Raw genomic sequence first — 3,934 nt, forward strand, 5'->3', positions numbered from 1 at the left:
GGTGTCGAAGTTTTCAATCTACTCGATAGCCGAGACGCGGACATCACCTATTTCTATCAATCCCGCCTCCCCGGCGAGGCGCACGGCGTTGAAGATCGCCATTTCCATCCAGTCGAACCGCGTCAGGTCCGGGCGAGCCTGAGATACACTTTTTAATGAGGCTTGCCGCAATCTCCCAACGCCTCAAATCATTATTGCCGAGCGGGATTCCGATCCGGTGAACCCGCTTGACGGCTGTCGACCGAGAGAGGGGCAGGCTTTAGCGCAGCTTTTTGCCTCTCGCTGCCGGGGGCCAGCCAATCAATACCGTCCCAAGAGCCTGACCATTCTATCTCCGGGAGTAGGCTGTGAAACGTCAAATTAGCCTCAATCGCTTCCATCAAAGCCAAGGCCGAATGTGGGTGCTAGCAGCAATGCTGGATCACGAACGTGGCTTCGTCTTGTCCGGCACATCGCAAAGGACGCATCTCCGCTACTGGCAAAACAAAATACTGAAAATAAACGATAATATTTCAGAGCGGTTCGTTTACCTCATCCGCCTGTATGCCCCTCCTGTGAAGAAGAGACCGGACGACAGGATCCACGACGTCGCCGATGATCAGGATCGGCGTGGCTTCCGCCCGATCGGCGTTACGATACAGGACTGCGTTCAATGACATTTTCAGAGCCCTTGCTGGAAGACGGCGGCTCTGAAAGGCGTGCTCCAGGGTTCGACAGACGAGAGGAACCATGTGCCCTCGCTGAGGATGCAAGGAAACGCGGGTTCACCCGGCGCATTGGAAGCAACCCTCAGTCAATATCGGCCGTGCCGACGTTAGGTGCCGGCGCAGCGGCGCTGGTGATCAGCCCTCCCGCTGGTTGATCTCGATGCCGCCTTCGTCATTGACAGAGACGATGAAGGTCGGCGCGACGGTGATCTCCGACTTGACCGGGACATCGGGAAGGCGGGCGAACAATTCCTCCCCATCGACGCTGAAACCGAGCTTGACCCATGCGACCTTGCCCACCGCGCGGGGGAAATAGATGCGGGTGTGGGTATCGGGCGCCGCCGTCTTGGTCTGCCCCTTGCGGCGATCGACCAGCCCGTTCGGGGCCGTAGCTTCGCCCGTCTCATCGGAATACACATAGGCAGAAACGAGCGTGTAGGGCGTGAGGTTCAGGATCTGGATCTCGCCGACCTCCGCCTCGGGGGCGGTGGCGAGCGGGGCGGACCCGGTCGGGGCAGCCGCGAGCTGGGCCGGTGCAAGGGCGGCGAGGAACAGGGCGAGGCCGGGACGCGCAGCCTTCAGCCCGCCGGAGACGTTCTTGAACATGGTTTCGTTTCCTTCCTTCAAATTCTCCGTGACGAGCCCGGGCTCAGCACAGCGGGGTTTCGTCCACCACCAGCCGGGTGAAGGCGCTTGTATGTGCCAGCGTGTCCGAGCGTGTCGTGGATTGCGGTCGGTCATAGGCGGCCGCGAAATCCTCGCGCGTGGCGAACCACTGTTCGGCCACACCGTCCCATTCGCAGCCGAGCGCAGGGCTGCCCGGCAGGTCATCCTTGTCGGCGACGCGGATGTTGACGGTATAGCGGGCGAGATGCGGCGACTGGCTCGCCAGCACATCCTGCGCATGGGCGAGCCACCATTCGCGGAATTCTTCCAGCGAGAGACCGTCGGCGCGTTTCAGGAACCACAGAACCTTGATCATCGCAGGCCTCTCGTATGCATGGTGTCGACAAACTAGACTGTCGACATGGGAATTTCAAGCGTGCATCGTGCATACGAACGTCACCATTCCGCGTACGGGACCATGATGCCCACCAACGAGCAAGACCCTCACTCTGACCCCGCCACTGCAAGCCCGGTGCGGGCCGCGCGCGGGACCGGCGCCCAGCTGGTCTACGAAAAGCTGCGGCGCGAAATCCTCGATCTCAACCTCGAGCCGGGTGCCCTGCTGGATGAAACCGAGCTTTCCTATCGCTACAACGTCTCGCGCTCGCCGGTGCGCGAGGCCTTGATCAGGCTGGCTGCGGAAGGTCTTGTGCACACCTTGCGCAACCGCAGTTCGGTTGTCGCTTCGTTCGATATCGCCGAGCTGCTGGGCTATTTCGACGCGCTCGATCTGATGTACCGCACCACGGCGCGCATGGCCGCGCTCAATGCCGACGAGGCGGCCATCGCCCTGATCCGGCAGGAGATGGAGGCACATGAAGCGGCGATTCGCGGGCAGGATCCGCTCGCCGTCATGGCGCACAATGCCGATTTCCACATCGCCATCGCCAAGGCGGGCGGGAACCCCTACTTCGTCAATTGGACCAAGAACGTGCTGCTTAGTGGCCAGCGGATCCTGCGGCTCTACATGCGCCACTTCAAGGACGAGCCGACCGATGACATGCGCGGGGAGCATGCCGATCTGCTGGCCGCCATCGCAGATGGCGATGCGGCGGCGGCAGAGGCGGCCGCTGCACAGGATGCGCGCATCTTGAGCAAGGAGATGCTGGCCTTCCTCACCCGTCGCAGGACCGAGGGGCTTCTGCCTGCCAGCACCACCGAGACGGGCTAGCGCGCCGACAGCCTAGATCGCGGACATCAGCGAGGGTGCCGGGATGTCCGCATCGTTCGTCCGGCACATGTCGAGCGCCGCGAGCGCCCCGAACACCATCGCCGGGCCGATCGTCGCGCCGCCCGCCGGATAGGCCCCGCCAAAGGGCGATGCGGCATCATTGCCGGCGACATAAAGGCCCGGGATCGGCTGCCCTTCGCCATCGAGCGCACGTGCCCTCGCATCGGCCCGCACGCCGACGAAGCCGCCGATATCCGAAGGCAGGATGCGCACGGCGTAGAACGGCGCCTGTTCGAGTGGGCCGAGGCTGGGGTTGGGCAGGGATCGCGGATCGCCGTAATGGCGGTTAATTCCCGATTGGCCGCGCCCGAACGCGGGGTCGCGGCCCTCCCGTGCGTGGCGGTTGAATGCTGCGATAGTCTCATCGAGCGCCGACGGCGGCAGGCCGATTGCGGACGCGAGGTCGGTGATGGTCCCCGCACGCCGCAGGTAGCCGCGATCGAGGTAGGGCTTGATCGGCGCCGGCCAAGGCGGCACCGCGCCCACGCCGAAGCGCCGCAACGCGCGGTGATCGGCGATGATCCAGCCCTCGGCCTCGGGGCGTCCGGCCGCCTGTTCTACCAGCGCGCGGGCGAACCGGTGATAGGTATCGGCCTCGTTGGCGAAGCGGCGCCCTTCACTGTTGACCGCAATGACGCCCGGCTTGGCGCGCTCGATGAAATGCGGAAAGCTCTCGTGTCCGCCACCGGGCAGCGGGACCCGGCTGGCGGGGACCCACGCGCAAGGATTGCTCACATCCGTCACGCGCTGCGCCCCTGCTGCCAGAGCCAGCCGCCATCCGTCACCGCGCACCCCTGGGCCGACCAGCCGCAGGTGGGTCTGCCCGGCGGCGAGATTGTCGAGAAAGGCACCGGCCAGCTGCTGATCGCCGGTCACCCCGCCGCTCGCCAGCACAACCCCGACATGGGCGGTTATGCGGTGGGCGCCCTCGGGCCGCATGACAACCGCGCCGGTCACGCGGCGATGGCGAGTTTCCAGCGCTTCGACCGGGCTCGATAGCTGCAGTATTGCGCCATGCCGGATCGCCGCCTGTGCCAGCCGGGCGACCAGGGCCTGGCCATTGGCGATGCGATAGCCGCGCCTGGCCCCGGCGATCCGGTCGCGGCAATATTGCGCCGTGTGCCGCATGACGCGCAAGGTCGCCCCGGGGTCGCGCAGCACCCGCAGGTAATCGGGATAGTCGGCGCTCGCCACGGTCATCCCGCCGAACAGCTGGCTCGACCGGAGCGGAGGCTGAAGCTGGTCGAACAACTCGCCGAGGCACCGGCCGTCCAGCGGGCGAGGACACAGCGAGCGGCTTCCGCGGCTCGCTCCGGGTGCTTCGGCATCA

5 protein-coding genes are annotated in these 3,934 nt (G+C 65.0%); 2 read left to right on the forward strand and 3 right to left on the reverse strand.

Annotated features, from left to right (window positions below; translation table 11 throughout):
- Positions 1-347: 347 nt before the first annotated feature.
- The gene (locus NBV68_RS18345) at positions 348-656 is read left to right on the forward strand and encodes a hypothetical protein (protein ID WP_296312753.1); all 309 of its coding nucleotides are present in this window, start codon (positions 348-350) and stop codon (positions 654-656) included.
- 186 nt (positions 657-842) lie between these two features.
- On the opposite strand, the gene NBV68_RS18350 is transcribed toward NBV68_RS18345, so the two are convergent.
- Complete coding sequence (locus NBV68_RS18350; protein WP_296312754.1) at positions 843-1,313, reverse strand: hypothetical protein; 471 nt, start codon at positions 1,311-1,313, stop codon at positions 843-845.
- 43 nt (positions 1,314-1,356) lie between these two features.
- Complete coding sequence (locus tag NBV68_RS18355) at positions 1,357-1,689, reverse strand: EthD domain-containing protein (protein ID WP_296312756.1); 333 nt, start codon at positions 1,687-1,689, stop codon at positions 1,357-1,359.
- Positions 1,690-1,791: 102 nt separating this feature from the next.
- Here NBV68_RS18355 and NBV68_RS18360 point away from each other — a divergent pair, with 102 nt between their 5' ends.
- Positions 1,792-2,544: a GntR family transcriptional regulator gene (locus NBV68_RS18360; RefSeq protein ID WP_296312759.1), complete on the forward strand. Its 753-nt coding sequence runs from the start codon at positions 1,792-1,794 to the stop codon at positions 2,542-2,544.
- A 12-nt stretch (positions 2,545-2,556) separates the two neighbouring features.
- On the opposite strand, the gene NBV68_RS18365 is transcribed toward NBV68_RS18360, so the two are convergent.
- A partial coding sequence (locus NBV68_RS18365; RefSeq protein WP_296312762.1) for an FAD-binding protein occupies positions 2,557-3,934 on the reverse strand: 1,378 nt, incomplete at its 5' end.

It is taken from the genome of Erythrobacter sp. (assembly GCF_023653175.1).
Classification (GTDB): Bacteria; Pseudomonadota; Alphaproteobacteria; order Sphingomonadales; family Sphingomonadaceae; genus Erythrobacter.